The sequence below is a fragment of the Novosphingobium aeonii genome (assembly GCF_052279045.1).
GTDB lineage: Bacteria > Pseudomonadota > Alphaproteobacteria > Sphingomonadales > Sphingomonadaceae > Novosphingobium.
In genome coordinates this window covers 1,112,422-1,138,836 of the sequence record NZ_CP176833.1, presented here as the reverse complement: position 1 = coordinate 1,138,836, position 26,415 = coordinate 1,112,422, and the positions used below count along the sequence as shown (strand labels likewise).

Sequence of the window (26,415 nt, the reverse complement as noted above, 5' to 3'; positions counted from 1 at the left end):
CCCGGCAGCAGCTCTACTGCTGCGCGATATCGGCAATGGTCTGGTTGTAGGCGGCCTCGGTCTGGGCCTTGGCCGCTTCGTCGGCATCCTTGAGCTGGAGATAGAACAGCCGCTGGAGGAAATCCTGGCGGCGCTGCTCGCGCTCTTCCAGGGCGTCCTGGTCGAACTGGAGCGTCTCGATCCCGGCGGCGAGGTCGAGCCCCGAGGCTTTGGCGACGCGCTCGGCGGAATCCAGCCGGTCGCGCAGGACGCACATCTCGTTGGCCAGCACCATTATCATCGACATGGCGGCATCGAGGCCGGGCGTGTCGTAGAACTGCGGGCGCTTGCCCCTGGCGTGGCGGATGACGTGCGGGCGTTCGCCGGTGGTTTCTTCAGTCATGGTCATGTCGTTCACGCGGCGAGGGCCTTTTCTTCGGGCTTGCGGGCAATGAGAACTTCCCAGCCACCGCCGGGCGCGAATTCGCCGGCGGTGAAGTCACGCTCGGCAACATGCTCGGAGGCTTCCTGGCTGTAACCCTCGGCGGCGGCGGCGAATTCCATCACGGCCATCGGCGCGGTATCGAAACGCACGTCTGCGCGGTCGAACCCGGCCTTTTCGGCCAGCGCGATCTGGTCCATGTCGCGCATGGCGCCCCAGAACGGCTCGTTATTGTACCAGGTCTCGTTATCGAGGATGAACTGGGTGAACGGGTCCATGAGATCGAAGGGAGGAAGGTCTGCGTGGATCATCAACCCGCCGGGCGCGAGCACGCGGTGTGCTTCCTCGAAGATCTTGGGCATGGCCTTGCCGCTGGTTTCATGCAGGAGGATATGGCTGACGACGAGGTCGAAGTGACCGTCGGGGAAGGTGGTCTGCTCGGCGCTCATCTGCGCGAAGTTGACCTCCTGTCCCATCGCGGCGGCGCGGGCATGGGCATAGCGCACCACCGGCGCGCCCACGTCGATGCCCCAGACTTCGGCTTCGGGGAACAGTTCCTTGTAGGGCAGGGTCGAGTGGCCGACCGTGCAGCCCATGTCGAGGATGCGGCGGGGCTTGAAATCAGGCCGATTGCGCTTGAGGTAGTTCACCACCGAGCGGCCCATGTCGTCATTGTCGGGGCCGGTATAGCCCATCGCATAGAGGTAGACGCCCCGGTCGTAGAGCGCGCCCACCGAAATGTCCTGCGCGCAGACTTCCGAGCAATAGCCGCCGGGCATGCAGTGGATGTCGAGCGCGGTGACATAGCGCGGCGGGACGAAATCTTCGGGAATCTGCAGCTTTGCCGGGGTGGAGGCGGACAGTTCCTTCGCCTTTCCCAGCAGCTCGGGAAGCTGGCGGTCCACCGAGCCGTTCACCGATTCCCACAGCAGTTCCTGCGCGATCCGGTTCGCGGCGGCATAGTGCTGGAAGTAGAGATCGCCCACCATGCCCGTGCGGATGTCGCGGCGGTCCACCGGGGCGCGGCCGTGCTGTTTCTCGAACGACTGGGAGACGCGGGTCTGGTAGACCGGGCCGAGGCCGGGCAACAGGCCGGACTGGATGAAGCCCTTGAAGCTCTTGGCGAATTCCTGGCGCGAGGCCTCGTCGGCATTCGCTTTCGGCAGGGCTGCGTGGGGCGATTGCTGGAAGGTGTTGAGCATTCTGCTGCGACTCCGCTTGATCCTGTGCGCGGTTACGGTTCTGCGGCGATGCGCGGTTCGGGGCAGCCCCGCCGCCGCCGGCTATCCGCTTGGCGATCACCGCACCCTATCGCGATGCCGCGCGCTTTCGAAAGCGCAAAAAACCGATCAACCGGTTCGAACGGATGCCGGACCCAACAGGGGATCATCGAATGGACGAAATGAAGTTCTCCCGCCGCGAAAGCCTCGGATTCGCAGGAGTTGCAGCAGGACTTGCGGCAGCACCGTCGCTGGCGCAGGCCGCCACCGGGCCCAGCAAGGCAACGCCTGCCTTCAAGACCAGGATCGATTTCAAGGACCCGGAGTGGAACCGCGACGTCTACGTCCGTATCGATGCCGATATCGATCCTGCCAAGGAAAAGTGCGGCTGGCTGAAGGGCAAGGCCTATGGCGTGCGGCCGAACGAGCCGGTTCGTCCGCTGTTCGGCGTGGAGGGCTTCAGCTTCGTGCGGACCAAGCGGCTGGAGGACGGTTCCTATCGCCGGATGCTGCGCGAGATCGTGTTCTATCGGGATCTCGAAACCGGTAAGATACTGGAAAACTGGCAGAATCCCTACACCGGCGAGACCGTGAAGGTCGTGCCGATCGCCAACGATCCGTTCAACTTCACGATCAGCCAGTGGGCGCCCGAACCCCCGTCCTACGGCGGTCTCAACAAGGACAAGCCGCCGCGCAAGCCCTTCCTTCAGGATTGGGAGGAAGGTCCCAACGGCACGCTGATCCTGCGTACCGACATCGACATGCAGTATCCCAACGCACTGGACCCGGCGAAGTGGGTGCGCGAATCCGCCGGCCCCATGAACCGCGTTTCGGAGCACTTCATCTATACGGTGAAGCGCGAGGACGTTGAGAATCCGCGCCTTACGCATATCCCGCATATCGGCGCCTGGAGCCGGATCACGCCGTGGTTGCCGTGGATGCTGATGGGGCAGGCCGAAGGCCATGTGAACTACTTCACCCATTTCCAGACGATCGAGGACGGCGAAAAGGGCCTTCCGGCGGATCTCGTGGCGGCGGCGCGCGGTTATGGCGAAAAGTGGCTGCACGCGCCGACGGAGGACTATGGCCCGTCGCTTTCGAGCCTTGAGAACTATGCCCGCGAACAGAAGCCTGCCCCGGTTCCGGCGGGTTGGACACCGCCCAAGCCGCCCGCCGCGCCGCAGGCGCTGCTGCACAAGCCGGAGTAGACCGAGCGGCACCTAAAGCTGCCTGAACGGCACCGAGGGGTGGGTCGGCCTGTCGACCCATCCTTCGGTGCGGATTTGCTTTTCCCGACCGGAGCCCCGCGACGATGACCGACCAGACAAGACCGCCGACCGGTCTCGCCATCATCGGCTGCGGCCGCATCTCCGGCGCGCATTTCGCCGCCGCCGCATCGCTGCCCGGCCATGTCAGGCTGGTCGCCGCGGTCGATGCCGATCGGGCCGCGGCGCAGGCCGCCGCTGCGCCGTTCGGTGCCCGGGCGCTGACCTCGCTGGAGGAGGCGCTGGCGCTGGCGGAGGTGGAGGCGGTGCTGATCGCCACGCCCAACGCGCTTCATGCCGAACAGTCGCTGGCGGCGCTGCGGGCAGGGCGGCATGTGCTGGTGGAGAAGCCGGTGGCGGAGACCGGGGCCGATGCCGCGATGCTGGCGCGCGAGGCGCAGGCGCGGGGGCTGGTGCTGGCGGCGGGGCATACCTTCCGGCACAACGCCGCGGTGCGCTGCATGGCGGACATCCTCTCGGGCGCCAGCGCGGAAAGGTCGGCGCAGTTCGGCCGCCTGCGCACGCTGGAGGTTTCGACCTGCGTGAAATGGGACGGTCCGCAGGCCCCGTGGTGGGCCGAGCGCAGCCCGGAGGAGGGGCTGATCCTTTCGCTCTTCGCGCCTCATGCGCTGGATTTCGTGCAACTGGTCATGGGGGATGACGATCCCGTTCGCGTCCATGCCGAAGCTGCGCGCCACCAGTCCGGCTGGCAGGGCGAGGATGAGGCGATGATCCTGCTCGCCTATCCCGGCCGCCGCATGGCCAGCGTCCACATCTCGTACAACCAGCCCTCGGTGCTGGACCGCAAGGTGCTGCACTTCGAGCACGGCGTGCTGGAGATCGAGCACGGCGAGATATTGCGCTGGAACGGCGAAGTGCTGGTCACTCCGCCGGAGGGCGTGCTGGCCAATCCGCGCGCGATGGGCGGGCGGCGGCTTGATCACTACTTCACCGATCAGCTCCGCGAATTCGTGCAGGCCCTGCGCGGAGAGCCCCATCGCTGCCCGACCGGCGACGATGCCGCCCGCCTCATCACCCTGATAGACCGGGTGAAGGCATCGGCCCGCGCCAATTCGGCGGCCGATGCCATCGACCCTCCGCTTCTGGCGGAGTGATCAGCTTTCCGGCGTGAGCGTGACCATCACCACGTCATGCGGCTGGACCTGCGCCGAGAAGCTGCCCTTCATCGCGCCCAGATCGCGGTGCGCCCAAAGGTCACGCAGCCTGAGCGAATGGCCGGCCGGATAGTCCAGCTGCGCCCAGTTCACCGTCACCTTCACCGGCGTCTCGCCCCGGTTGAACAGCAGCGCGGCGCGCTTGCCGTCCGCCAGCGTGCGGACCCAGACTTCGCCGTTTCCGTCCTTCGCAATCCGGCGGCCCTGACGGCCCAGCTTGTCCTGATCGACCGCGATCACGTCCTTGTTGAGCAGGATCGCTCTGGTATCGGCGCTCATGTTCGCCACGTCGTTGCCCGCGATCAGCGGCGAGGCCATCATCGACCAGAGCGAGAAGTGGCTGCGGTATTCGGTGGTGGTCATGCCGCCGTTGCCGACTTCCAGCATGTCCGGGTCGTTCCAGTGTCCCGGCGCGGCATAAGCCCAGAGCGGCTCGTTGAGATCGACGATATCGAGCATGCCCAGCGCATAGCCGTGCTTGCCCGACCATTTGTCAGTGATATCGGCGGTGGTGCGCCACATGTTGCCGATCTTCGAGGCCCAGAGCCATGGGCGGTTGGTGCCCCATTCGCAGAGCGAGAGCAGCACGTCGCGCCCCGTGGAGCGCAGCGCATCCGACATCAGCGCATAGGCTTCTTCCGCATTGCGGCTGCCGGTGCTGCACCAGTCGTACTTGAGATAGTCCACGCCCCACGAGGCATAAGTGATCGCGTCCTGATACTCGTGGCCCTGACTTCCGGGCCGTCCGCCGCAGGTCTTGGTGCCGGCGTCCGAATAGATGCCGAACTTGAGGCCCTTCGAATGGACGTAGTCGGCCGTGGCCTTGATGCCCGAGGGGAAGGCCTTGGCATTGGCGGTGATGAAGCCCTTGGCATCGCGCTCGCCATGCCAGCAATCGTCGATCACGAGGTAATTGTAGCCCGCATCCTTCATCCCGGTGGCGACCAGCGCGTCCGCCGTGTCGCGGATGGTCTTTTCCGAGATGTTGCAGGCGAACTTGTTCCAGCTGTTCCAGCCCATCGGCGGCGTCTGTGCAAGGCCGTTGGCCATGCGTGCCGGGTCCTGCGAGGGCGGCAGGCGGTTCTGGTCCACTTCCTCCGCCAGCGCCGGATTGGTGAGGGCCACAGGGGCAAGGCTCAGGGCGAGTGCGGCGAATTTCGCAAGTCGCGACATGGGGAGCATTCTCTCTTTAAAGCTCAGTTCGGGCAGATCGCGCCGGTGGGATCGGCGTCGAGCTTGACGGTGGAAATGGCGATCGTCTGGCCCGCATTGCCTTGCAGCACGAAGGGACGTGAAATCTTCGTCATGTCCGCCCCGGCCTTGGCGAAGCAGGAGAGCGAGACCTTGACGCTGGCCCACTGGCCCGGCGCGGCGGTGAAGACCTGTGCGCCGTCGAGGAGCGTCTCGCCCAAGCCCAGCTTCGGCGCGACGGTTCCCTTGGCATCGATGCGGTAATCGATGCGCAAGCTGAGCATCGCGTTGCTCTGGCGGTTCAGATCGACCGTCGGTCCTTCGATGCGCACTTCGCCGGGGCCGGTGAAGGTGAGCTGGCGCGCGCCTTCCTGCGTGCCGCCGCCGTCGACATTCCTCACCGCGACCGCGCCGCCTGTTGCGAGCTTCCACGGCGCCAGCACCTTGCCTGGCAGGTAGTAGACCGAGACGTTGGAAAGCGAGGCATCGAGCCCGGCCACTTCGCTCAGCTGCGGAACCGCGCTTTTGTCCTTGTAGGTCAGGCCGTAGCCATAGGCGAACTGCGGATCGTAGCCCGGCTGGCCCACGTTGTTGAGGAACTGGCCTGCGTTCTTCGGCCAGGAATAGCTGAGCTTGCCGCGGAAGTCCTTGTTCGGCGTGCCGTCCTTCCTGGCGACCAGCACGTCGGCCAGGCCCTCGCCCTCGGAACCCGGCAGGAAGGCGGCAACGAAAGCGTCGGACTGGTTGATCTCCGGGTTCACCCAGAGCGCGCGGCCCGAGATGAACACCGAGACGACCGGAATCCCCTGCGCCTTCAGCGCTTTCAACTGTGCCAGCGCCTGCTTGTCGCCCGGCTGGAATTCCAGCGTGGAGATATCGCCGACCATTTCGGCATAAGGCGTCTCGCCGAAGACGACGACGGCGACATCGGGCTGCGGCCCCGTGACCTTGCCGTCGGCACTCAGCGTGGCGGTGCCGCCCGCCGCCTCGATCGCGGTCTTGAGGCCGCCCCAGATCGAGGTGGCGCCGGGGAAGTCGGCATTGGTGTTGCCGGTGCCCTGCCACGACATCGTCCAGCCGCCGGTCTGCATGCCGATATCGTCGGCATGGGTGCCGGTGACGAGCACCTTCTGGCCCGGCCTGATCGGCAGCAGCGCGCCGTTGTTCTTGAGCAGCACCAGCGATTCCGCCGCCGCCTGACGCGCTACCGCGCGGTGCTCCGGCGTGCCGAGCTCGGTGCGGTGTTCGTAGGGGCGGGCGGGATCGAACAGGCCCAGCTTGAACTTCACGCGCAGGATGCGGCGCACCGCATCGTCCACCCGCGCCATCGGGATGGTGCCGTCCTGAACCTGCTTCAGCGTGTTGTTGAACAGGTCCTTCCAGTCGCTGGGCACCATCGCCATGTCGAGACCGGCATTGAAGGTTGCCGCGCAATTGCCGTTGGTGCAGCCGGGGATCTGGCCATGCGCGTTCCAGTCGCCCACGGTGAAGCCCTCGAAGCCGAGGCGGCCCTTGAGGACATCGGTCAGCAGCGTCTTGTTGCCGTGGTTCTTGACCCCGTTCCACGAGGAGAAGCTGGCCATCACGGTCATCGCCCCGGCATCGATGCCGCTGACGTAACCCGGCGAGTGGATCTCGATCAGGTCTTTCTCGGGGACTTGCGCGTCGCCCTGATCGATGCCGCCGTGCGTGCCGCCGTCAGCCAGGAAGTGCTTGATCGATGCGGCGACATTGCCGTTCTGGATGCGGCTCTTGCCGGGCGTACCCTGCAGCCCGCGCACCATGGCGGCGGAGTATTCGCGGGTGATCTCGGGGCGCTCGGAATAGCCTTCGTAGGCGCGGCCCCAGCGATCGTCCTGCGGCACGGTGACGGTGGGACCGAAGGCCCAGTCGAAGCCGGAGGCGGCGCTTTCGGCAGCCGTCACCTGACCGATCTTCTCCATCAGTTCGGGATCGCGCATCGCGCCAAGGCCGACATTGTGCGGGAAGATCGTGGCGCCGAACACGTTCGAGTTGCCGTGGACCGAATCCATGCCGAAGATCACCGGGATCGGCACATGGCCGGGGCGCTTTTCGATCGAGATCTGGCGGAAGGCTTCGGCGGTGGCGATCCAGTCGCTGGCCGGGCCCCGGTCGTTGCCCGAAAGCGGCGGATCGTTGCCGCCGCCCAGGATCGAGCCCACCGGATATTCGCGCAGTTCCTCCGGCTTCATCGCGGCGATGCTGGGCTGGATCATCTGCCCGACCTTCTCCCGCACCGACATCTGCGCCATCAGCCGGGTGATCTTCGCCTCCGTTTCCGGATCGACAAGGCCGACGCTCTGCGCCTTGGGCCAGAGTTCGGCATGCGCGGTGGCGGCGGGGCCGGTGTCCTCGGCAAGAGCGCTTGCCAGCGGCAGTACGCTTCCGGAAAGGGCAAGCAGAGTGGCGAGCGTACGGCGCATCGGGCGTTCCTAGGCTGAATGGGCGGGCACGCGCCCATGATCATGAGGCGCGGCAGGGGCGGCGCAGTTTTCGGCGATGAAGCGGGCATGCGGCACTGCCAGCGCTGCGGCGCGCCCGATGGCCTCACGCATCTTGGCGAACGAAGCGCCCAGTTCCTCCACCGTCAACTGGTCCGCCAGCGGATCGTGGCGGGGCGGCCAGATGTCGAAACCGGCATACATCGAAAGCCAGCTCGGCGACTGGAAGGAGTCCCACTCGAAACGCGGCAGCTTGCCGCCGCCCGTGAAGGCACGGATGCGTGCGGCCAGCGTCTCGGGCAGTTCCAGCGCGCGGCATTCGTCCCACATCGCTTCGCCCTCGCGGCGGTTCGCCCAGTAGTGGAGCAGCAGGAAGTCCCTGATCCGCGCATATTCCAGCCGGGTGATGCGGTTGAATTCATCCGCCAGCGAGGGATCGAAGTCACGGTCGGGGAAGTGGTCGAGCAGGCGTTCGACGGCGCTCTGGATGAGGGTGATCGAGGTCGATTCCAGCGGTTCGAGGAAGCCCGCGGCCAGGCCCACCGCCACGCAGTTCTTCTCCCACAGGCGCTGCCGGTGCCCGGTCCTGAAGCGCAGCATGTTGGGTTCGGCCAGCGTCTCGCCTTCGAGCCGCGAGAGCAGCGTGGCGGTGGCCTCGTCGTCGGAAATGTGGCGGCTCGAATAGACGTAGCCGTTGCCGACGCGGTGCTGGAGCGGGATGCGCCACTGCCACCCGGCGGAAAGCGCGGTGCTCCGGGTGAAGGGGGCCATCTCCTCGCCATGCGTGCAGGGCACGGCAACCGCGCGGTCGCAGGGGAGCAGGTGCGTCCAGTCCTCGTAAGGCACGTCCAGCGCCTGTCCCAGCAGGAGGCTGCGGAAGCCCGAACAGTCCACGAAGAGATCGGCCGCCAGTTCGGCCCCTCCTTCGAGCGTGACGGAGGCGATGCGTCCGGTCTCTCCATCGCGGTTCACGCCGGCGATGGTGCCTTCGACATGGCGCACGCCCAGATCGTCCCGGGCGCGCTGGGAAAGAAACCGCGCGAAGAGGCCCGCGTCGAAATGGATCGCCCAGTCGAACACGCCGAGGTCGTTGGCGGGCTGGTCGGGCGGCAGCAGCACGAGACCGCGCGATGCCGCCTCGGTCGCCAGGCAATAGGCCGAGAGGGGGGTCTCGTCTCCCGCCATGCGGCGCTTGAGCCAGAACTGGTGGAACGGCACCGCGAAGGCGTCCACGCCGTAGCGGCCGAAGGGATGGAAAAAGCGTTCCCCGGGCCGTGCCCAGTCCTGGAATTCGATGCCGAGCTTCACGGTGCCCTGCGTGGCCCGCATCACTTCGAATTCGGTGACGCCGATGGCCTTGAAGTAATCCCGAATGGCGGGAACCGTCGCCTCGCCCACGCCGACGGTGCGGATGTCGGGGCTTTCGACGAGAGTAATCTCGATCGGCAGGCGGCGCAGGCGCGTTGCCAGCAGGTTTGCAGTCATCCAGCCGGCGGTGCCGCCGCCGACGATCAGGATGGAACGGATCGCATTCTTCGCCATTGTCTGGCCCCCCGAAGACCTGTCCAGGTCGTGAACCTAGCCGGTCGCGATGGAAAAAGGATCCCCCCCGCCCGGAGGAGGTGGGCGGGGGAGAAAGGGGGGAGGTCAGAACTTGACGCGCGCACCCATGGTGAAGCGGCGTTCGAAGATGTTGTTGTAGGCCTTCTGGTCCTTCCAGGTGAGGTAGTACTTCTCGTACTCGCCCGTGAGGTTGGAACCCTGCCCGTAGATCGTGATGTTCGGCGTCACGTCGTAGCTGATCGAGGCGTCGACGTAGTTGGTGGGCGCCTGGTAGAGTTCCAGACCGGCAATGCCGCCGAAGTTGGACTGTACCGCGCGCTTGGAACGGAAGTTCCACGCCACGCGGGCCTGGAAGTGCGAGTCCTGGTAGAACACGGCCGCGTTGGTCTGGATCTTCGAGTTGTCCTGGAAGGGAATCTTGCGCCCCGCCAGATCCTTGTCGCCGGTGCTGGAGGGCGAGAAGGTGAAGTTCGTGTCGATGCCGAAGTTTTCCAGGAAGCCCGGCATGAAGCCGAGATCGGTGAACGAGAGTTTCGCACCGGCCTCGACCCCCTTCAGCGAGCCGCCCGAACCCTGCACCGGGGTGCTGATCGAGACCGTGCGGTTGCGCACCACGCCGTCGTTGTCGGGCAGGTCGGTCCGGATCTCGTTGCCGCTCTGGATGAAGCTGTCCACCGCGATGTGGAAAGCGCCCAGGCTCAGCAGGCTTCCCCGGCCGAGGTAGTATTCCAGCGATGCCTCGACATTGGTGGCGCGCCAGGGATCGAGGTTCGGGTTGCCGTTCTGGCTGCCGCCCGTGACGCGGAAGACAGGGGTTCCGGGAATGCTGGTGTCGATCGCGTAAGTCGGGTTCAGGCCGCCGCCCCACTGGTTGAGGTCGAGCAGGGTCATCGTCTTCGAGAAGGCGAAGCGGAACTTCAGGTTCTGCGCCAGGTCGAAGGCCACGTTGAACGCGGGCAGGATGTCGGTGAAATCACGCTTGGTGTTGACCGAACCGCCCAGTTCGTTGGCGAGCCCGTAAGGCTGCGGGCCTCCGGTGATGTACTGGGTGATGTCGAGCTTGGTGTTGATGACCTTCACGCCCCCGTTACCCGAGAAGGGCACGCCGAACAGGTCGCCATGGAAGTCCGTCTGGACATAGCCCGAAATCTGCTTGACGCCGACCTTGAACGAGGCGCCCGGGTTCATGACCTCGACGTTGCCGGGGTAGAACTCGTTCTGGAAGGCCAGGGCGTTATCCATCGCCTTGGGATCGAGCACGTACATGGCAGGCACACCGGCAACGCCGGGGTTGAACAGCTTGACCCGGCCGCCAAGGGTTGGATCGTTGGCGAGGCGGGTGAGACCGGCGGTGTAGAAGCCGGAAGCGTCGCCGGCGCTGCACGAGCTGTCGCTCATGGGAACGTCGAACGCCTTCCACTTCACGAGGCAGCCGTTCGGATCGCTCGCCATGCCAGCATAGAGCGGCGCAGCGCGGTCGAACTCGTAGTCATTGATGGAGCGTTCGGAATAGCGGCCGCCGAAGCTCACCGTGAGGTCCGGCGAGGCTTCGTAGGAGCCATCCGCACGCAGGACCTTGAGGTCGCCCTTGCGGCGATAGTTGCCTTCCGACGACATCGTCTTGAGCGCATAGTTGCTGATGTCGCCCAGTTCGCTCAGGAGCTGGGAGGGCAAGGTGAAGACCGGCTTGTTGCCGGTGAAGTCCACTACGGCGGGAAGCGAGTTCAGCCCGGCAATCGTGTTGACGGTGTAGCCGTTCTCGTTGAACACGCGGTCGCCGTCGGGATAGTGGCCGATGCCGCCCGGCTGCCATTGCCGGCCGTCGGACATGCTGAACTGGAGGTAGCTCTGGTCGTAGTACTGGTGCGCCTTGCCATAGATGCCGCGCAGGCTTCCCTTGAACGGACCGCCATTGTCGAATTTCAGCTCGACGTTGTAGTTCTGCGACTGCGACTTGTAGCGATCGGTCTGAGCGTAGGAATCGAAGTTGCCGAGATCGTAGTTGTAAACCTGGGTGGTATTGATGTTGTAGGTGCGCCCGTCACCGCCGACATAAGTTGCGCCCGTATCGCGTGACTGGCCGGGGACGAATTCCGCCGCCTGCCAGTTCACGTTTTGCATCTGGAAACCGGCGGTGCGGTCATGCTCGTTCTGGCGGGTGAAGAAAGCGTCGCCGGTCAGGGTGAGGGCGTCGTTGATCATCCACTGCGCCGAGCCGTTGATGCCGAGGCGCTGGCGCTGGTTGATCTTGTTCCAGCCGGTGAAGCCCTGCGGAACGATGAAGGCATCGTTGGAATTGCCGTTGTCGTTGACGTCCACGCCGCCGGCTACCGCCGTGCCACGCGGGCGGTTGGCGGGCGAGAAGCCGTTGGTGGAGGTGGCGTCCAGCGTGCCTTCGTTATGCAGGGCGGCGCCGTAGCCTTCCTGGATGCCGTTGTGCGAATTCGACAGGCGCACGTCGGAATAGGCGGCGGAGACCATGAAGCCGAAGCGGTCGTTGTGCCAGGAAAGCAGGCCGTTGAAGTTCGGGTCGAACTTGTGCTTGGTCTTGTCGCCGTAGGCCCCTTCCGCCGCGACGGCGACGGTCACGCCTTCCTTCAGGTCGAAGGGACGGCGGGTGCGCAAGTTGACGGTGCCGGTGATGCCGGCGTTCAGCGAATCCGCGGTGGCCGACTTGATGACGTCGGCGCCTGCGAAGAGCTGCGAGGGGATATCGTTGAAGTTCGGCTGGATCGTGGTGATCGACTGCGCGCCGAGATAGGCTTCGCCGTTGAGCAGCGTGGTAACTTGCGGCAGGCCGCGGATATTGATGGTCGAACCTTCGCCCGCGCTGCGCAGGATCTGCACGCCCGGAATGCGCTGGAGGGAGTCCGAGATGGTGACGTCGGGCAGCTTGCCGATGTCCTCGGCAGAAATGGAATCGACCACGGAAGTCGCATTGCGCTTGATGTTGACGGCGCGTTCCTGGGAGGCGCGGATGCCGGTGACGATGATTTCCTCGGCGCTGGGATCGGCCGTCGGAGCGGCGGTACCGCCGCCTTCGGCCTGTTCCGCCACGGCAAGGCGCGTGGCGGTTCCGGTCAGGACCGGCGCGATTTCCTCGGCCCAGGCGCCATGCGACGAACCCAGTGCAACGATAGACGTGGCCGCCAACAGGACGCCACGACGCACGCAACTATGCTGCTTCATTCCCCTCAACTCCTCTCCACTCACGCGCGATGCGTGCCTCATTCTTTTCGGAGAGGGGCGTCGACCCGCGGTCGTACTGCCGCTTATCCTCTCCGGGTGCGAGTATTCTTGGTGACTCGCGTTGCGATACACATCTGCCCAATAGGGAAGAGCGTCAACTTAAATTTTTTCTTTTTTGTTAGTTCGGCGAGCAATCCGGATGTAATCGTCTGAGCCATGAAAAGAGAGGATCGCATCGTCGCATCACCTGATTCGGCGGAAGCCCGTGGCAAGCGGCTCGCCATCTCGCTGTCCGGCACCAACCTGGCGCGGGCGAGCGATTACAACCAGCGCATCGTGCTCCAGGCCATCCGGCTCAGCGGCGAAACCACGCGTATCGAACTGGCCCGGCAAACCGGCCTGACCGCGCCCACCATCGCCAACATCACCTCCCGGCTCGACGAGATGGGCCTGATCGCCCACCTCGGCCGCAAGCATGGCGGCCGGGGGCAGCCGGCCCTGCGCCTTGCGATCAACCCGGACGGGGCCTTCGCCATCGGCCTCAACGTGGACCGCGATCACATCACTCTCGTCGCGCTCGACCTTGCCGGCGAAGTGCGCAGTCGCGTCACCCGCGAAGTCCGCTTCGCGCTGCCGTCCGACGTGCTGGCTATCGTTGCCGAGGAAATCGACGGCCTGCTGGCGGCGGGCGGAGTCGACCGGGAACGGGTGCTGGGGATCGGTCTTGCCCGGCCCGACGATCTCGGCGGGATCGCCTTGCCGCACAAGCCGGAAGGATACGGCAGCTGGTCGGAAGTCGATTTCCCCAGCCTCCTCAAGGAAATCCTGCCCTGGCCCGTCCATGTCGACAATGACGCAGCAGCGGCCGCTCTTGGCGAGGCGCAAGGCGTGATCGGGCAGGAAAGGCCGAGCTTCTTCTACCTGCTGATCAGCGCGGGTCTTGGCGGCGGGCCGGTGATCGACGGCAGCTATTATCGCGGCGCGCGGATGCGGAGCGGCGAAATCGGGCTCATGCCGGATGTCGGCGCGGCCGAGCCGGGGGCGGTGGTGCAGGACACCGTTTCGCTTTCGGCGATCGAGGAGCGGCTGTTGCAGGCCGGGCGCAGGCTCGATGCGCTGGAGGACCTGCTCGCCCTGGATCCGGTGATGGCGACCACGATGGACCAGTGGATCGCCGACGCCACCCGCGCGCTGACCGGGCCGCTGGTGGCAGTGTCGTGCCTGCTCGATCCCGACGCCATCGTGATCGGCGGCCGGCTTCCGGTGCCGCTGATCGAACGGTTGAGCGCCCGGCTCGACGCCGCCCTCGCGCAGGTTTCCATGCCCAATCGCGTGCCGGTCCATCCGGCGCAGATGGCGGCGGAAGCACCGGCCATCGGCGCGGCTATCCTGCCGTTCCTTGACCAGCTCCTGCCCTCAGATGCCATCCTCATGCAGGCCGGTCGCTCGGACCCGATCTAAAAAAAAAGAAATTGTCTTATTCGGTGAACGTGCCAAAGTGCGCTTGAACATTTGAAGCGTCGCGGGCGTGTATGGATTTGCCTGGCGAAGGCGCAGTTTTACCGGAGAGGGCTATGGCGGGTTTCGCGCCGATGCGGCGAGCAGCCGCATGACCATGCGGATTGGAATCGATTTCGGCGGCACCAAGATCGAGGCGGCGGCGCTGGCTGCCGACGGCTCGGTTCTGCACCGCCGCCGGACGCCGACGCCCGGCTCCTATGACGGCGCGCTGGCGACGCTCTGCGAACTTGTGGCGGCGGTCGAAGGCGAGCTTGGGATGCGCGGCACGATCGGGATCGGCACGCCGGGGTCGGCGGCGCGAGGCACCGGCCTCATGCGCAATGCCAATTCGGCCTATCTCAACGGACGCCCGTTCCAGCGCGATCTCGAAGCGGCGCTGGGCCGGCAGGTCCGTCTTGCGAATGACGCCAACTGCTTCGCCCTGTCGGAAGCCATCGACGGTGCGGCGGCGGGCAAGGCGTCGGTCTTCGGGCTCATCATCGGCACCGGCTGCGGCGGCGGCTTCGTGCTGGACCATCACGTCGTGGGCGGCGCGCATGGACTGACCGGGGAACTCGGGCATATGCCGCTTCCCGATCCGCAGCCCGACGAGCTTCCCGCGCCGCCTTGCTGGTGCGGGCTGCGCGGATGCTTCGAATCCTGGGTTTCGGGAACGGGGTTCCGCCGCTCGTTCGAAGGCGCGACCGGACGCGATCTCGATGCGCCGGCCATCGTTGCCGCCGCCGAGGCCGGGGATGCGCATGGACGCGAGGCGCTGGAGCGCTACCGCGACCGTCTGGCGCGCGGCCTCGCGGTGGTTGCCAACCTGCTGGATCCAGACGCCATCGTGCTGGGCGGCGGCATGTCGAATGTCGAGCCGATCTACGAGGGATTGGCGCAGGCCGTGCGGGCGCGGACTTTCTCCGGCGCGTGGACCGGCGAAGTGGTGCGGGCGCGCTGGGGCGACAGTTCGGGCGTGCGCGGCGCGGCGCTGCTCTGGGACTTGGACGAGGCGGTTCCTGCCGCCTGACCCCGATCAGGGTGCGCTGCGCAGCGCGCAGACCTCGCCGGAAAGGCGGGGCACCAGCCGTGCGCCGTTCGCGGTGAATTCCAGCGTGGCGGCGTCCGCACCGAAACGGGGCCATGCGGGCAGCCCGGCGGCATTGGGATCGCCCGTGGCTGCAAACGCGGTCCAGTAAGCGGCGAGCGGGGCGAGCGCGCCTTCCGCGCTCCCTGCGGCGCCGAGGACGTAGCGAATTTCCGAACCGTGGGTGACCGGGGCTTCTCCGGGGCCGTCGATGCTGAACTGGTAATGCCAGGTGCGCCCGCCGCCATGCGCGCGGGCCGCCGCGACATGCAGGGCGGGGCAGCGGAATGTCAGGTCGTTCGCCAGCCGTAATTCGAGATCGGCGGGCGGCGTGCCAGCGCGCGTCAGGCCATATGCCTTCAGCGCGCTGGGCGCATTCGTTCCGAACCCCTGCGCGATGGCCCGCTGCGGCGTGCCGTGAAGGCCGAGTTCGTGGAAGTTGTTGCCCAATATCAGCGGAATGTCGTTGCCGGTCCCGCGTGCCAGCGATGCTGCCGGGGTTTCCGTCAGCACCACTCCGTCGACCACGGCCTGAAGCCAGATGAAGCTGTCATCATCCAGCGCGGGAACGTCCGCCGCCTCGCTGGCGGCGATGAGCGCCGCTGCCGGGACGGCGCGAAGCTGCCGTGCCGAGGCATGGGGCGGGGCCCCGGCGGCCACGGCGATATGCTCGCCGAGTGTTTCGTTTTCGGTCAGGCTCCGGGGCGGCAGGCCGAAGCCGGGAGTTCCGCTTTCGGCGATGGCCTTGGCGAACAGCCCCCGGGCGCCGGGCGAGAGCATTTGCAGCCCGACGTCCTGAGCCCCTGCGGATTCGCCGAAGATCGTCACATTCGCCGGATCGCCGCCGAAGCGGGCGATATTGGCTTGGACCCAGCGCAGGGCGGCTTGCTGGTCCATCAACCCGTAATTGCCCGAATGTGCGCCGAGCGCCGGGTGGGACAGGAAGCCGAGCGCGGAGAGCCGGTACTGCACGCTGACCAGCACGATGCCGCGCCTGACGATCGGCGAGGAGATCGTGCCCGCACCGCCGCCGCCGCGATTGCCGCCGCCGTGGATCCAGACCATGACCGGCAGCGGCTTCTCAGGCCGCAACGATGGCGTGCCGACTTCCAGATAGAGGCAATCCTCCGACTGGTTCGCCGCCGCTTCATGGTTCCAGCCGTAATCCACCTGCATGCAGGCCGGGGCTGAGCGCGTGGCTTCGCGCAGGCCCTGCCACGGCATGGCGGGTTGCGGGGGCTGCCAGCGCAAGTCGCCGATGGGCGGCGCGGCAAAGGGAATGCCGCGAAACAGGCTGCGCCCGTCTTCGGCGGTCTCGCCCCGGATCGCGCCGGCATCGGTCTCCACCACGGGCGCGGCGGCGCTCGTCCCCGCCGCAGTCAGGACGAGCGCCGCCAGAGCGCCGATCATGGCACGCGGGCGGCGGCCAGCGGCCTTGTCGCGGGCAGGGCGAGGGCCTGTTTGAATGCTGCCTCGGCAACCTTGTTCATCACTTCATATCCGGCGGGCGTCGGGTGGACATGGTCGGAGGTGAGCCCCTCGCGCGCGCCGAGGCCGGTGCCCTTCATCGCCGTCCAGTAATCGGCATAGACCGCGCCGGTCTTTACGGCATAGCTCTTGAGCCAGGCATTGATGCGCTGGATGCGCGATCCCGTGTCGAGGCCGGGGCGCCAGGGGAACAGGTCGGCCGGGGGAATCGAGGCGATCACCACGCGGATGCCGTGCGCCTGGGCCAGTTCCACCATCGAGCGGAAGTTGCCCTGGATCTGCTCGTCGGTCATCGGCCCGGTATTACCGGCGATGTCGTTGGTTCCGGCCATGATCTGCACGACCTGCGGCTTGAGATCGATCACGTCCTGCCGGAAGCGCAGCAGCATCTGCGAGGTCGTCTGCCCGCCGATGCCGCGTCCGATCCGGCCCGGCGTGAAGAAGGGGCGATCGAGATCGTACCAGCCCTGCGTGATGGAATCGCCCATCAGCACGATGCGGGGGCGGGCAGCAGTGGCCGCATCCGCCAGATTGGCGTCCCGGTAGCGCGTCGTCCAGGCCCAGTCAGTTCGCAGGCGCAGGTCCGCCGCCTGCGCCGCATTGGGCGCAGCGGGCGCGGTCGGAGCCGTCTGGGCAAGAACCGGCGCGGAAAGAGCCAGGGAGGACAGGGCAAGGGAGGGAAGGGCGAAAGCAGGCAGAATTTTCAGGCGCAAGGTCATTTTCCTGTGGCGATGGTCCGGGGTTCGACGTTCCAGCCGCGCAGCTTGACCGAAGGTGAATTGCCGGCGGCAGCGGTGGGCGCGGTGATCGTCACGTTACGGGTCTCTCCCGGCAGAAGCGAGACGTAGTTGTCCGAGAAATAGGCCGGAAGCACCTGTTTTCCCTTGGCATCGAACAGGGTCAGCTTGGTCTGGATCGCGGCTGTCGTGCCGGGGTTGGTCAAGGTGACCTCGATCCTCGTCTCGTCGCCGTCCTGCGCCGCCCTTGCGCTTGCGGTGAGGGGCACCTGCGCCATGGCGCTGAGCGCCTGAAGCGCTTCGTCGCTCGCCGCCTGCCAGTAGAAGTTGTCGGAAAGCCGGGTTCCCGATGTGTCGACCGCCTCCAGTCGCACCAGAACCGGACCCGAGGCCATGAGCGGCGCAAGGTCGAGCGTGAAGGCCTCGCCCACCTTGCCGGCGGTGAGATCGAGTTTCGTCTCCTGCGCCGCAAGCTGGCGGCCGTCGAGCGCCTGCACCCTGGCCCGCACGGTCACGCCGGAAAGCGCGGCCATGCGGTTGTTGACCACGATCACCTTGTGGTCCGGCAGGTTCATCTGGACGTGGACCGGCTCGGAGGCCTTCTTCATCCCGTAGAACGCGCCGTGGGTGTCATAGTCGGAGGATAGGATCTGCCACGCCGAACTCGGCCAGGCGGGCTGGGTCATCCAGAGCATGCGGCCCGAATTCTCGGTCCAGAGGCCGGCGTTCATGCCCTCGAAGATCGCACGGTAGCTTTCGTATTCCAGCATCTGCGCCTTGCGCTCGAAATCGGGCAGGCTGGTCGGCTTGCCGAATTCGCGGTCCATGGCATCGGTGAAGGTCTTGACCGCGCCGTTCCCGGTCTGGTGCCAGTCGTGATAGGCCCAGGTATCGCTGATCGGCCAGCGCTCGCTCGCCGGGATCGCGCGCTCCCACGATTCCAGTGTCGGGAAGGACGGCGTGCCCACCTCGACCGCGAAGCCCTTCGAGTATTCGGTGAAGTACTTCTCCGGCGCGCGCCAGTTGTAGGGGCCGGAATCGTGCAGGCTGATGCGATTGGACGAGGTCATGTAAAGGCGCGTGCCGTCTTCCTTGCGGAGCAGCGTGTCCAGCCCTTCGTTGAGGATCGGTTGCGGCACGCCTTCGTTGCGGCCGAACCACAGCACGATCGAGGGATGGTTGCGGAACCGCTGGACCACGTCCCTGGCATTGCCGAGGAACAGGTCCGCGTCCTCGGCCTCGATATTGTAGTCCTGCGTCGATTCCCAGAAATCGCTCATGACCATGAGGCCGTATTCATCGGCGAGATCGAAGAAGCTGGCCTGCGTATTCTGGCCCACCCAGTTGCGGATGACGTTGACGTGGGCGTTCTTGTGCAGCTTGAAGAAGGGCTCCAGCCGCTCGCGGTCCACGCGCTTCATGAAGTCGTCCATGCCGATCGAGCCGCCGCGCGCGGCGATCCGCACGCCGTTGACGCGCAGGACGAGGAACGGCGAAAGGCCCTCGTCGCCCCGGATCGGGGTGACGGCGGGGGAGTTCTCGGCGCCGGGCGCGAAGGAATAGGCCCAGCCGCCGCGCACCTGCCGGATCGCCTCGTGCCGTTCGTCCACGATCTGCTGGCCGAGCGCCCGCGCCTTCTCGAAGTCGATGGCGACCCGGTCGAGATTGCCTTCGCCGTCCACCAGCGAGAGTTCGTAAGTGACCTGCCGCATGCCGAAGCGCAGATCCTTCGCATCGGACTTGCCGCCATCGACCGAGGCGGTCAGGTGAAGCGTGTGCAGCGCCGGGTCGCCGTATCCGTTGGGCCACCAGAGCCGGGGATTGCGCACCGCCAGCACGGCGTCGGTCTCGGGCGAGAAGCGCACCGAGGCGGACTGGCGCGCCGGAACGGTGATCGATCGCTCCACGGTCACGTCGTCGAAAGCGGCGCGCACGGTTGCGGTGCGGGGCTGGTCCGACAGGTTGGAGACCGGAACCGTGATCTCGACATTGGCCACGGAATTGTCGGGATTGGGCAGGGTGGTGACGACTTGCGGATCGCCGATCCGCACATCGCCCGAGGCGAGGAGCTGCACGTCCTGCCAGAGCCCCGTCTGGCGGTCGCGGATGGTGGGGATCCAGTCCCAGCCTTCGGAGGCGCCGAAGGTCGGCCCGTCGAGCATCATCGCCCCGCCGTTCTCGCCAACGCCTGCCGTCAGCGATTCCTCATGGGCGCGGCCCGGATGCGGCGGCGGCGAAACGCGGATGGCCACGGCGTTGCGGCCGGGCTTCAGGTAGGGCGAGACATCGAAGCGGCCGCGCACGAAGGCCCCTCTGGTGGTGCCGACCTCGGTGCCGTTTACCCAGACCTGCGAACTGAAGTTCACCCCGTTCAGCAGCAATTCCAGCCGCTTGCCGGAAGCTTCTGCGGGAAGATCGAACTCGGTGCGATACCAGTAGTCCTGCCGCGCCAGCTTTTCGGGAATGACGAGGTTGTTCAGCCCGTGCGCGGGGTCGGGATAGACGCCCCGGTCGACAAGGGTGGTGAGCACGGTGCCGGGAACGGTGGCCGCGTACCACTTCCCGGTCGTGAAGCCGGGGCGGGAGATGGCAGCGGCATCGCCGGAAACGGCCGGCGCCTCGGCCAGCGTCCACTTCTGCAAGGTCCACCGCGCATCGCCCTGCGGCGCCAGGGCGGGGACTTGCGGCACCGGCTTGGCGACCGGCTTGTCCGGCGCGGTAGCACTGCGGGGCAGGGTGGCGGGAGGCTGGGGCGTGAGCTGGCCCTGCATCTGGCGCACCTGAAGCGGCCAGCGGGCGCTGGTCTCGGTAAACTGGATCAGCGCGGGATCGGGCGCCTGCGCGGCGGCCTTGCGCAAGTCGGCCTCTGCCGCCGCGCCGGCCTCCAGCTTCAACCCGGCGATGCGGCCCGCCACGCTGCCCGAAGGGTTGGCGGATGGCGCTACCAGCAGTCTGGCGGGCGGTGATGCGAGAGGGCGGGCCAGCGCCGCTGCCGGCCGGCCGTCGATATAGAGCCGCTCGCCCTTGTCGGTGGCGACCAGCGCGAAATGGTGCCAGCCTGCCGCATCGCGCAGCACCGGGCCGGAGGCGCTGTCTTCCCCGGCCGAGAGCACGGGCCTTGCGCCGTCGAGCGCGATCGACACGATCGGGGTTCCTGCCGGGTCGGCCAGGGCGACGAGCTGTCCGTGCGAATTGCTGGCAAGGGCGGCCCAGAAGCTCAGCGTCCAGGACGATCCGGGCGCGACATCGCTGGACCAGGTGGGCGCGGCGGGAATCACTTCCAGATCGACCGGCCCGGCGCCCTGCGCGAAGACCGAATTGGCCAGGACAAGAAGCGGCATCGCACAGGCAGTTGCCAGAACCGCGCGCGCGGAAATCTTCATTCCCTTCATCATCCCCATCCCTTCAGTGCCTCTTGGCTTTGACTGTCAAAAAAGCACGTCCCGTCGCAAAAAGAAAATGTTTTTGCATAATCGGATCGATTTAGTCGGGCGTGAGGAAGGCTTGGACTTCGCGCAACTTCGTCGGGATCGGTCAAGGCGGATGCGCGACATGAAAGCAACATGCCCCGGCAATCCGCACCGCCGAGCCGTTATCGCCATGGCGAAACCGGCGGTGCGCATTCCAGTTTGTCCGAATTCGTCAAGCTACGGCGCCCGGCAGAGGGCATTACCATCAGGTTGAGGAAGAGGTCGGCTCAGGTCCGTTCTTGCGGCGGTTCGCCGGGGGCCGGGGCTTCTTCCTCGGTTCAGATGCGCGAAGCCGCGAACATACGGACGGCAGCGCATACAGGGGAGGTTTTTGAATGGTGCGCTCGATTTCCGCGCGATCGGTTTCCATGCTCGCGCTTGCGGCCGCCGCTGCAGGTGTGCCCGGCATGGCTCTGGCCCAGCAGCAGCCCGCCGCCGAAACGCCCACCGGCACCGAGATCATCGTCACCGCGCAGCGCCGCGCCGAACAATCGCGCGATGTGCCGATCAGCGTGACCTCGCTCGGGCAGGAGCAGCTCGCCACCGCCAACGTCAACCAGCTTTCCGATACCGCAAGGGTGACGCCGGGCCTGCGCTTCGACAGTCAGGGCCCCGCCGTCCAGCCGACCATTCGCGGCGTCGGCACCGCCATCACCACCTCCGGCGGCGGCCCCAATGTCGGCATCTATGTCGACGGCTTCTTCCAGGCCAATACCTACATGTCGGACTTCGATCTGCTGAACGTGCGCGGCATCGAAGTGCTGAAGGGGCCGCAGGGCACCCTGTTCGGACGCAACACCACCGGCGGCGCGATCATCGTCTCCACGGCCGAACCCAGCACCGAAACCAGCGCCCAGGCCAAGGTCAGCTATGGCCGCTTCAACGCCGTGAAGGCGCAGGCCTATGCCACCTTCGGCATCAGCGACCGCGTGGCGCTCGACGTGGAGGGTCTCTACCGGCGCGGAGACGGCTACTTCACCGATCTGTCCAACGATGACGACAACATCGGCAGGTATGAAAACTGGTCGATCCGGGTCGGCCTGAAGGCCGATATCACCGACGACGTCTCGCTGCTGCTGCGCTGGATCCATGCGGAGACCGACGATCCCACGACCCAGCTCGTCAATGCCTATGTCGACAAGTCGGGCGGCGCGGGCTTCTTCGACAAGATTTCCTCCGCCGGGCAGGCGTTCTACGGGACTTCGAGCTCGAAGGGCCTGCCGCTGGTCTATCTCTACGCGCCCAGCTCCACTTATGCGACCAAGCCGGGCGATGTCCTGCTGAACACGCCGGTCAGCTTCCGCACCAATTCAGACGCGCTCCAGGCCACGATAAAGGCTGACCTCGGCGTGGCGGACTTCACCTCCTACACCCAGTATCGCAAGGACCTGTCGCCCTATTACGGCGATCTCGACGCCACCGGGCTGCCGTTCTTCAACATCTACGTCGGCGTCAATGACGAGACCTGGAGCCAGGAATTCCTGTTCAATTCCAAGCCGGGGTCGCCGCTTCAGTGGACTGCGGGGCTCAATTACTTCCAGATCCGCGATACCTGGGACATCGGGGCAAGCTTCGGCGGTTCGCCTTACGGCCAGTTCGGCGGTTCGAACACCAATACGAAGTCCTACGCCGCCTTCCTCGATGCCACTTATGCGGTCAGCGACAGCCTCTTCTTCACGCTCGGCGGTCGCTACAGCCACGATATCGTCGATGACGGCTACTTCGTCACCAACGCGACCACCACGTCCTATATCGGCCCCAACGGCGAAGTCGTGCCCTATTCCGGGGGAGCGGGCGTGCGCATCCCGGTCAACACGCTCAAGAACGACAGCTTCACGCCGCGCGTGGTGGTGCGCTACAAGCCGAGCGAGGAATCGAGCGTCTATGCCTCGTTCACGCGCGGCTACAAGGCCGGCATCCTCAACGTGGGCGGCTATTCGCAGCAGCCGGTGAAGCCGGAGAAGATCAACGCCTTCGAAGTGGGCTTCAAGTACGACGACCGCCGCCTCCAGGCCGACCTTGCCGGGTTCTACTACGACTACAAGAACCTCCAGGTTTCCAGCTTCCAGAGCGGCGCGGCGCAGATCCGCAATGCCGCATCCTCGGAAATCTACGGACTCGAAGCCCAGCTCCGCTACAAGGTGACGAACGATTTCAGCCTGCTGGGCGGCGCTGCCTGGACCCATGCGCGCTACAAGTCGTTCCCGAACGCCCCGTACTACAGTTACTGCGACCCGACCGTTGCGGATCTGACGAACCCGATCGCCTGCATTCCCACGGCGTTGGGCGGTATAGGCCCCGGCGCGCTTACCCAGACGACGACCGATGCCTCCGGCTACAAGATGCAGCGCGCGCCCGAATTCACCGGCAATATCGGCGCCAGCTACGGTCTCGATCTCGGCGGCGGCAGGCTCATGCTGTCGGGCAACCTCTACTACACCTCGAGCTTCTACTTCGACCCCGAACAGCAGTTCAAGCAGAAGGGCTACGAAGTGCTCGCCCTGCGCGCGGAATGGACCGATCCCTCCGACCGCTACACCGTGGCGATCTACGGCGATAACGTGACGGGCCGCCGCTATCGCACGCAGGTGCTGTTCAATACGCTTGGCACCGGCTCGGTATGGAATGCGCCGGTGACTTACGGGATACAGTTCGGAGCGAAGTTCCGCTGAGGTCCGGTCCCGCCCCGGCGAGACGCCGGGGCGATGCCGGTTTTCTGTCCGGATATGTCAAGTCTGGCGGGCATGGCGATGCGATACGGGCTTGAAAGAACCGATAACGGAGAGGAAGCATGAGCCCTGAACTGGCGGCATTCGTCGATCGCGAAGCCATCCGGGATTGTGTCGCGCGGCTGGCGCGGGGCGAGGATCGGCGCAGCGCGGAGCTTATCCGGGGCTGCTGGTGGCCCGAGGCCCGTTTCGACTACGGCGTCCACAGCGGCGATTTCGAAACCTATCTGGCATGGGTCGTTCCGGGCGCGGATGCGATCAAGGACACCCAGCACCTGATCGGCCAATCGTTTATCGAACTGGACGGAGACCGTGCGAAGGCGGAAACGCACGTCTTTTCCTATCACCGCGTCGACATGGGCAATGGCGACCGCGACACCTGCATCGGCGGCCGCTATCTCGACAGTTTCGAGAAGCGCGGGGGAGAGTGGCGCATCGCCGGGCGGGTGATGCTCTACGACTGGGAGCAGGACTGGGGCGCCGCGGCGGACTGGTCCAGGGGTGTCATGGGCTATCCCTTTACCGCTGAGCATTTCCCCGGCCGGGCCAAGGGCGATTACAGCGAGGCATGGTTCGCGGGAGATCGCGGATGAGCGCGCCGCTGTCCGGAAAGGTCGCGCTGGTCACGGGCGCCAGCCGGGGTATCGGCAAGGGCATCGCGCTGGTGCTGGCCGAGCAGGGCGCGACGGTCTACGTCACCGGACGCACCGTGCGCGAGGGGGACTATTACCTGCCCGGCACCGTCGGCGGCACTGCGGCCGAATGTGACGAACGCGGGCGCGCAAGCGGCGGTAGCGGCGTGGCGGTCGCCTGCGACCATGGAAACGATGCGGCAGTGGCGGCCCTCTTCGAACAGATCGAGCGGGAGCAGGGCCGGCTCGACATTCTCGTCAACAACGCCTTCACGCTGTCCGACGATCTGCTGGAGCCCAAGGGTTTCTGGGAAAAGCCGCTTTCCAATCTCGAGATGTGGGATGTCGGCGTGCGTTCCAACTATGTTGCGGCGTGGCATGCGGCGCGGATCATGGCGCCGCAGGGCTCGGGGTTGATCGTGGCGATCTCCGGCTTTGCTGCAGTAACTTATACTTACGGCGTGATCTTCGGTACCTCGAAATCCGCGGTAGACCGCATGGCGCGCGACATGGCGATCGAGCTGGAGCCGCACGGCGTCGCCTCGCTCACCCTTTGGCAGGGGCTGACGCTCACCGAGAAGGCGCGGGACAACCTCGCCAGGATGGGCGACCGGATGACCACCTCTATCACCTCGATGCAGGGCAGTTCGGTGGAACACCCCGGCCGCGTCGTGGCTGCGCTGGCAGCCGATCCGCAGATCATGAAACGATCGGGCGGGGAATTCGTCACAGCCGAACTGGCGCAGGAATACGGGATTGCGGACGTGGACGGCAGCGTGATCGCCTCGGCCCGTGCAAGCCGGGGCTCACCGGTCTGGAAGCCGATTTCGGAGGTCGATTACCGTGGCAAGTGACCGTGAAAGCCGTCTTGGCGAACTGCTCGACAAGCAGGACATCATGGAGTGCCTCGCGCGGTTTTCGCGCGGGATGGATCGTTTCGATCGGGACATCTATCTGTCGGCCTTCCACGAGGATGCGGAAACGGCGGCGGGGCCGTTCGTCGGCAGTGCGGCGGATTGCTGGGACTGGGCGATCCCGATGCACGAGGCGGGGCAGATCCTGACCCATCACGCCCTGCTCCAGACCACGATCGACCTCGACGGCGATACGGCCCATACCGAAACCTACTACCAGTTCACCGGCCGCAACCGCGATGAAAGCCTGTGGGTTGCCGGCGGGCGCTATATCGACCGGCTCGAAAGGCGGGACGGGCAGTGGAAAATCGCGCTGCGGACCAATGTGATCGAATGGGGCTTCGTGCCGCAACCGATGCCCATTCCCTTCGCCGACGTACCCGATATCGCGCTGAACGGCGTATCGAGCCGGAACGCGGAAGACCCCTCCTATCAGCGGCCGCTGGTCAATCGCCGCGCGCCGCGCAATCCGGCCAGGGAGCAGGGCTGATGGCACGGATTTCCGACGGGCTGGTCGGCCGGGTCGCGCTCGTCACGGGTGCCAGCCGCGGCATCGGCAAGGGCATCGCCTGTGCCCTGGCCGAACATGGCGCCACGGTTTACGTCACCGGCCGAACGGTGGAGGCGGGGCAGAGCGCCTTGCCGGGAACGCTGGCGGAAACGGTGGCCGAAGTGGACGCGCGCGGCGGCAAGGGCATTGCCGTGCAGATGGACCTTGCGGATGAGGCGCAGATCGCGGCCGTTTTCGAACGGATCGAGCGTGAGGAGGGCCGGCTCGATCTGCTCGTCAACAACGCCATGGCCATTCCCGAGGCGATGACCCGGCGTGACGGTTTCTGGGAAAAGCCGCTGGCGGAATGGGAAGTCTGGGATACCGGGCTGCGCGCCGCCTACATCGCGGCCTGGCACGCCGCGCGGATCATGGTGCCGCAGGGATCGGGCCTGATCGCGGCGCTTTCCGGCTATGTCGGGGTGACGTACACTTACGACGTGGTCTTCGGCACGACCAAGACCGCGACCGACCGGATGATGCGCGACATGGGCCACGAACTGCGCGAAACAGGCGTGACGGCGCTCTCGCTCTGGCAGGGTTTCACGTATACCGAACGCGCGCTGGAGAACCTCAAGTCGGTGCCAGGCATGGCCAGCCAGCTCAACAGCGCGGCCGGTTCTTCGCCGGAGTTCCCGGGGCGGGTGATCGCGGCGCTGGCCATGGACCCGAACCTGCACGCGCGCTCCGGCGGGACATTCATCAACGCCGAACTCGCCGCCGAATACGGCGTGACCGACCGGGATGGGCGCACGATCCCGTCCTTGCGCGAAACCCGTGGCGCCCCGCTGTGGGAAGCGGGCGCGATCACGCACGCCTGAC

The 26,415-nt window shown here is 66.1% G+C and carries 18 protein-coding genes; 9 read left to right on the top strand and 9 right to left on the bottom strand.

Annotation, left to right across the window (positions count from 1 at the left end):
• Positions 1-13: 13 nt before the first annotated feature.
• Positions 14-382, bottom strand: coding sequence for a hypothetical protein (locus tag ACLIMP_RS20470; protein WP_443478178.1), 369 nt, complete (start codon positions 380-382; stop codon positions 14-16).
• Positions 383-393: 11 nt separating this feature from the next.
• On the bottom strand, positions 394-1,623 hold the full coding sequence (locus tag ACLIMP_RS20465) for a class I SAM-dependent methyltransferase (protein WP_324699661.1): 1,230 nt from the start codon (positions 1,621-1,623) through the stop codon (positions 394-396).
• A gap of 191 nt (positions 1,624-1,814) precedes the next feature.
• Here ACLIMP_RS20465 and ACLIMP_RS20460 point away from each other — a divergent pair, with 191 nt between their 5' ends.
• Positions 1,815-2,849 carry a DUF1838 family protein gene (locus ACLIMP_RS20460; protein WP_185999764.1) on the top strand — a complete coding sequence of 345 codons (1,035 nt, stop codon included), beginning with the start codon at positions 1,815-1,817 and terminating at the stop codon, positions 2,847-2,849.
• 104 nt (positions 2,850-2,953) lie between these two features.
• Positions 2,954-4,021 (top strand): Gfo/Idh/MocA family protein, encoded by a 1,068-nt coding sequence (locus ACLIMP_RS20455; RefSeq protein WP_324699660.1) that lies wholly within the window; start codon positions 2,954-2,956, stop codon positions 4,019-4,021.
• Here the strand turns inward: ACLIMP_RS20455 and ACLIMP_RS20450 are convergent, their stop codons facing one another.
• The 4 genes from ACLIMP_RS20450 to ACLIMP_RS20435 form a co-directional block, all read right to left on the bottom strand.
• Complete coding sequence (locus ACLIMP_RS20450; protein ID WP_324699659.1) at positions 4,022-5,254, bottom strand: glycoside hydrolase family 27 protein; 1,233 nt, start codon at positions 5,252-5,254, stop codon at positions 4,022-4,024.
• 23 nt (positions 5,255-5,277) lie between these two features.
• Positions 5,278-7,716 carry a glycoside hydrolase family 3 protein gene (locus ACLIMP_RS20445; protein ID WP_324699658.1) on the bottom strand — a complete coding sequence of 813 codons (2,439 nt, stop codon included), beginning with the start codon at positions 7,714-7,716 and terminating at the stop codon, positions 5,278-5,280.
• A 9-nt stretch (positions 7,717-7,725) separates the two neighbouring features.
• Entirely contained in the window at positions 7,726-9,276 is a 1,551-nt protein-coding gene (locus tag ACLIMP_RS20440) for a tryptophan halogenase family protein (RefSeq protein ID WP_324699657.1), read from the bottom strand.
• 105 nt (positions 9,277-9,381) lie between these two features.
• A complete protein-coding gene (locus ACLIMP_RS20435) occupies positions 9,382-12,486 on the bottom strand; it encodes a TonB-dependent receptor (RefSeq protein ID WP_324699656.1) in 3,105 nt (1,034 codons plus the stop codon).
• 216 nt (positions 12,487-12,702) lie between these two features.
• Between ACLIMP_RS20435 and ACLIMP_RS20430 the strand changes: the two genes are divergently transcribed.
• Together ACLIMP_RS20430 and ACLIMP_RS20425 are read left to right on the top strand one after the other, a co-directional pair.
• On the top strand, positions 12,703-13,947 hold the full coding sequence (locus ACLIMP_RS20430; RefSeq protein WP_132469550.1) for an ROK family transcriptional regulator: 1,245 nt from the start codon (positions 12,703-12,705) through the stop codon (positions 13,945-13,947).
• A gap of 148 nt (positions 13,948-14,095) precedes the next feature.
• Positions 14,096-15,016 carry an ROK family protein gene (locus ACLIMP_RS20425; protein ID WP_324699655.1) on the top strand — a complete coding sequence of 307 codons (921 nt, stop codon included), beginning with the start codon at positions 14,096-14,098 and terminating at the stop codon, positions 15,014-15,016.
• A gap of 6 nt (positions 15,017-15,022) precedes the next feature.
• Here ACLIMP_RS20425 and ACLIMP_RS20420 read toward each other — a convergent pair whose 3' ends face one another.
• From ACLIMP_RS20420 to ACLIMP_RS20410, 3 genes are read right to left on the bottom strand one after another with little or no spacing between them, the layout of a single operon-like run.
• Positions 15,023-16,483, bottom strand: a complete 1,461-nt coding sequence (locus ACLIMP_RS20420; RefSeq protein ID WP_324699654.1) for a carboxylesterase/lipase family protein — start codon at positions 16,481-16,483, stop codon at positions 15,023-15,025.
• A complete protein-coding gene (locus ACLIMP_RS20415) occupies positions 16,480-17,274 on the bottom strand; it encodes a GDSL-type esterase/lipase family protein (RefSeq protein ID WP_324699653.1) in 795 nt (264 codons plus the stop codon). Before ACLIMP_RS20415 ends, ACLIMP_RS20420 begins: the two co-directional genes overlap by 4 nt.
• 2 nt (positions 17,275-17,276) lie before the next feature.
• Positions 17,277-20,693 carry a glycoside hydrolase family 2 protein gene (locus ACLIMP_RS20410; protein ID WP_324699652.1) on the bottom strand — a complete coding sequence of 1,139 codons (3,417 nt, stop codon included), beginning with the start codon at positions 20,691-20,693 and terminating at the stop codon, positions 17,277-17,279.
• Positions 20,694-21,103: 410 nt separating this feature from the next.
• On the opposite strand from ACLIMP_RS20410, the gene ACLIMP_RS20405 reads away from it, so the two are divergent.
• The 5 genes from ACLIMP_RS20405 (at position 21,104) to ACLIMP_RS20385 (ending at position 26,414) form a co-directional block, all read left to right on the top strand.
• On the top strand, positions 21,104-23,440 hold the full coding sequence (locus ACLIMP_RS20405; RefSeq protein ID WP_324699651.1) for a TonB-dependent receptor: 2,337 nt from the start codon (positions 21,104-21,106) through the stop codon (positions 23,438-23,440).
• A gap of 119 nt (positions 23,441-23,559) precedes the next feature.
• Positions 23,560-24,090, top strand: coding sequence for a nuclear transport factor 2 family protein (locus tag ACLIMP_RS20400; protein WP_054434573.1), 531 nt, complete (start codon positions 23,560-23,562; stop codon positions 24,088-24,090).
• Complete coding sequence (locus ACLIMP_RS20395; RefSeq protein WP_054434571.1) at positions 24,087-24,983, top strand: SDR family NAD(P)-dependent oxidoreductase; 897 nt, start codon at positions 24,087-24,089, stop codon at positions 24,981-24,983. Before ACLIMP_RS20400 ends, ACLIMP_RS20395 begins: the two co-directional genes overlap by 4 nt.
• Positions 24,973-25,533, top strand: a complete 561-nt coding sequence (locus ACLIMP_RS20390) for a nuclear transport factor 2 family protein (protein WP_324699650.1) — start codon at positions 24,973-24,975, stop codon at positions 25,531-25,533. Before ACLIMP_RS20395 ends, ACLIMP_RS20390 begins: the two co-directional genes overlap by 11 nt.
• Positions 25,533-26,414 carry an SDR family NAD(P)-dependent oxidoreductase gene (locus tag ACLIMP_RS20385; RefSeq protein WP_324699649.1) on the top strand — a complete coding sequence of 294 codons (882 nt, stop codon included), beginning with the start codon at positions 25,533-25,535 and terminating at the stop codon, positions 26,412-26,414. Before ACLIMP_RS20390 ends, ACLIMP_RS20385 begins: the two co-directional genes overlap by 1 nt.
• Position 26,415 lies beyond the last annotated feature (1 nt).

Bases quoted from the DNA above. Each gene is read 5' to 3' on its own strand.
- ACLIMP_RS20405 (WP_324699651.1), top strand. From the start codon at position 21,104: ATGGTGCGCTCGATTTCCGCGCGATCGGTTTCCATGCTCGCGCTTGCG.
- ACLIMP_RS20420 (WP_324699654.1), bottom strand. From the start codon at position 16,483: ATGATCGGCGCTCTGGCGGCGCTCGTCCTGACTGCGGCGGGGACGAGC.
- ACLIMP_RS20430 (WP_132469550.1), top strand. From the start codon at position 12,703: ATGAAAAGAGAGGATCGCATCGTCGCATCACCTGATTCGGCGGAAGCC.
- ACLIMP_RS20460 (WP_185999764.1), top strand. From the start codon at position 1,815: ATGGACGAAATGAAGTTCTCCCGCCGCGAAAGCCTCGGATTCGCAGGA.
- ACLIMP_RS20465 (WP_324699661.1), bottom strand. From the start codon at position 1,623: ATGCTCAACACCTTCCAGCAATCGCCCCACGCAGCCCTGCCGAAAGCG.
- ACLIMP_RS20400 (WP_054434573.1), top strand. From the start codon at position 23,560: ATGAGCCCTGAACTGGCGGCATTCGTCGATCGCGAAGCCATCCGGGAT.
- ACLIMP_RS20385 (WP_324699649.1), top strand. From the start codon at position 25,533: ATGGCACGGATTTCCGACGGGCTGGTCGGCCGGGTCGCGCTCGTCACG.
- ACLIMP_RS20450 (WP_324699659.1), bottom strand. From the start codon at position 5,254: ATGTCGCGACTTGCGAAATTCGCCGCACTCGCCCTGAGCCTTGCCCCT.
- ACLIMP_RS20455 (WP_324699660.1), top strand. From the start codon at position 2,954: ATGACCGACCAGACAAGACCGCCGACCGGTCTCGCCATCATCGGCTGC.
- ACLIMP_RS20445 (WP_324699658.1), bottom strand. From the start codon at position 7,716: ATGCGCCGTACGCTCGCCACTCTGCTTGCCCTTTCCGGAAGCGTACTG.
- ACLIMP_RS20440 (WP_324699657.1), bottom strand. From the start codon at position 9,276: ATGGCGAAGAATGCGATCCGTTCCATCCTGATCGTCGGCGGCGGCACC.
- ACLIMP_RS20425 (WP_324699655.1), top strand. From the start codon at position 14,096: ATGACCATGCGGATTGGAATCGATTTCGGCGGCACCAAGATCGAGGCG.
- ACLIMP_RS20410 (WP_324699652.1), bottom strand. From the start codon at position 20,693: ATGATGAAGGGAATGAAGATTTCCGCGCGCGCGGTTCTGGCAACTGCC.
- ACLIMP_RS20395 (WP_054434571.1), top strand. From the start codon at position 24,087: ATGAGCGCGCCGCTGTCCGGAAAGGTCGCGCTGGTCACGGGCGCCAGC.
- ACLIMP_RS20470 (WP_443478178.1), bottom strand. From the start codon at position 382: ATGACTGAAGAAACCACCGGCGAACGCCCGCACGTCATCCGCCACGCC.
- ACLIMP_RS20435 (WP_324699656.1), bottom strand. From the start codon at position 12,486: ATGAAGCAGCATAGTTGCGTGCGTCGTGGCGTCCTGTTGGCGGCCACG.